Genomic DNA, 2638 nt, shown 5'->3' on the forward strand with positions numbered 1-2638 from the left:
GGCCAGCGACGGTTCGCCGCCGCACTACAGGCCGGACAGATGGCAGCATCCGACTACGTGTCAGAAACTCCCGAATTCACTCTTGCGCTGAAGGGGGCGTCCACAGATGGTTAGCGGACGTCGGCGTCCGTTGGCCGGTTCCCCTAGGCAACCGCGTCCCGCGCAAATGTGTTCTTATCCAGACAAGGAAGAAAATTGCCATGGAGCGCCATAAGGGGATCGAAGCATTATCGGCATTCGTTGGGCGCTGGACTGCGCGGGGGACCTCCTATGGCGGGACCGATCAGTCTGGGGACGACCCTAAGGGAAACGGTGAACCATGGCTTAGCGTCCACGAAGGCTCTTGGCACACAGGACGATTCTTCTTGGTCCAGGACGAGAAGGCCGACATCGCCGGGGACCGGTTCGACACCCTGAGTGTGATGGGCGTCGATGAAGACGGCGGCTATTTCGCGCGCTCGTTCGAGAATCATGGATTCTATCGCGACTACCGGGTCGAACGTGATGGCGACAAGTGGACCCTGTCTGGCGATACGGAGCGCGCGACCATCATCTTTCAGGACGAGGGACGAACCCAGGTTTTGGTTTGGGAGTGGAAGCGCGACGGGGCCTGGCTACCGCTCTGTGACCGAACCGCATCGAAAATAGAGTGACCCAACTGTCTGACGGCGATGTCCCGAGAGCAGACAGGCTGAGCGACCGCCATGGGTCGAGAGCTGACCGTCACCCGCGGGTGGGAAGCCGACATTCGCAGATTCGCCCCAGCGTCGTCGACTAAGCGCGTGCCGGAACCACTGCAGTCCCGGCGAGCAAACCTCCGTCAAGGTTGAGTTCCGACCCGGTCATGTAGGTTGCCTCGTCGGAGGCGAGCATCACGGCGAGAGCCGCGACCTCTTCAGGTCGGCCGAACCTTCGCATAGGTGTGTCACTAACAAGCTCGGCCATACGGTGTTCGCGTTCTGACCCAACGCCCAGCATCGGCTCCCACATGGGGGTCAGGATAGCGGCGGGGTGAATGGAATTGCAGCGGATGGCGAGGCCTTGCCCGGCACAATAGAGCGCCACCGTCTTGGTGTGGTTTCGGATCGCCGCCTTCGACGACGCATAGGCCGCCGCGCCGGGAATGCCGACGAGACCCGAGCGGGATGACAGGTTAATGATTGAGCCTTCGCCTGTAACTCGCATGGCCCGGATGCCGTGCTTGCAGCCCAGGAAGACCCCGTCGAGGTTGGTTTCATGGACCTTTCGCCAGTCTGCGAGGCTGGCATGCTCGGGGTCATGCGCCGCGGGGCCGGCCTCGAAGCCGGTTACGCCCGCGTTGTTGACGATGACGTCGATCCGCCTGTGGGCATCAAGCAGGGTATCGATGACCGCTTCCCAGTCGGTCTCCTGACGCACATCCAAGTGACGATACGTGGCGTGAGCGCCCAGTTCCGCAGCTAGCGTTTGGCCCGAAGCATCGTTGATGTCTGTCAGACACACGATGGCACCTTCGGCGACGAAGGCGCGTGCGATCGCCTCACCGATCCCCTGCGCAGCGCCGGTGATCAGAGCGACCTTTTCCTTGAGTCTGTTCATCCGCCCCGCCTCGATATTGGCCCGGGCAATACTTCGTCAGGAGGACACACTGCAATGTCCGCTTTGGGTGGTGGGCTCAACCGGTGGCCGCAACACGCTAACTTTTCTTTGGAGAGGGAGCGTGGGCGATGAAGCAGCGGCGGCGGATTTACTATTCGGCGGCCCAGCGGGCTGAAATCTGGGATCGTTGGAAGGCCGGTGAGTCGATGAGTTCGATCGGGCGACGTTTTGATCGAGAGTCCTCGCCGGTGTTTTCGGTGCTTTCGCCGACGGGCGGCATCCGACCTCCAGACTGGAAGCGGGCCTCTCAGGCGCTCAGCCTCGTCGAGCGGGAGGAAATCTCCAGCGGTCTCAACACTCGCTGCTCGCTGCGTGGGATCGCCCGGATGCTGGGTCGATCACCGTCGACGATCAGTCGCGAGGTGCTGCGCAATGGCGGGCCGGATCGTTATCGCGCGGCGCGGTCCGACCAGACGGCCTGGGACCGGGCCCTGCGTCCCAAGCGGTGCAAGGTGGCTTGCCGACCCGGCTTGGCGCGGACAGTATCCAACAAGCTGCGGCGGAATTGGTCGCCCGAGCAGATCGCCTGTTGGCTCAAGCGCACCTGGCCGGGGGAGTTGCACAATCAGATGTCGCACGAAATCATCTACCGCAGCCTGTTCATCCAGATTCGAGGCGTTCTGAAGAAGGAACTGCTGGAACACCTAAGGGCCCGGCGGACCCTCCGCCGCTCAAGGCGCGCCACCCTGAAGCGGAACGGCCTCGGCCGGATCAAAGACGCCGTCTCCGTCAGTGAACGTCCCGCCTCCGTCGAAGATTGCGAAGTGAAGTGTCACTGGGAAGGCGACCTGATCGGCGGATCCCGGAACAGCTACGTCGCCACCCTGGTCGAGCGTCGCTCGCGCTACGTGATGCTGGTCAGCCTTGAACGCCGATCAACAATCACGCCGCTGATCGGGAAGCTCAGTGGGTCGGGCGTTCCGGCCCGTCCCGGGCGTCGCGGGTTCTGATCCAGGAATAGAGCATCGAGCCGCCGATCAGGGCGAGGGTCGCGATCAGG

The 2638-nt window shown here is 62.8% G+C and carries 3 protein-coding genes; 2 read left to right on the plus strand and 1 reads right to left on the minus strand.

The window, feature by feature from the left end; genetic code table 11:
• Nucleotides 1-365 precede the first annotated feature (365 nt).
• A complete protein-coding gene (locus ACP7AU_RS17555; RefSeq protein ID WP_426052256.1) occupies nt 366-653 on the plus strand; it encodes a hypothetical protein in 288 nt (95 codons plus the stop codon).
• A gap of 121 nt (nt 654-774) precedes the next feature.
• On the opposite strand, the gene ACP7AU_RS17560 is transcribed toward ACP7AU_RS17555, so the two are convergent.
• On the minus strand, nt 775-1578 hold the full coding sequence (locus ACP7AU_RS17560; protein WP_426052257.1) for an SDR family oxidoreductase: 804 nt from the start codon (nt 1576-1578) through the stop codon (nt 775-777).
• Between the two features lie 128 nt (nt 1579-1706).
• On the opposite strand from ACP7AU_RS17560, the gene ACP7AU_RS17565 reads away from it, so the two are divergent.
• Nucleotides 1707-2588, plus strand: coding sequence for an IS30 family transposase (locus ACP7AU_RS17565; protein WP_426052258.1), 882 nt, complete (start codon nt 1707-1709; stop codon nt 2586-2588).
• Nucleotides 2589-2638 lie beyond the last annotated feature (50 nt).

Origin of the sequence: Brevundimonas sp. SL161 (assembly GCF_049896985.1) — a bacterium.
Lineage (GTDB): Bacteria > Pseudomonadota > Alphaproteobacteria > Caulobacterales > Caulobacteraceae > Brevundimonas.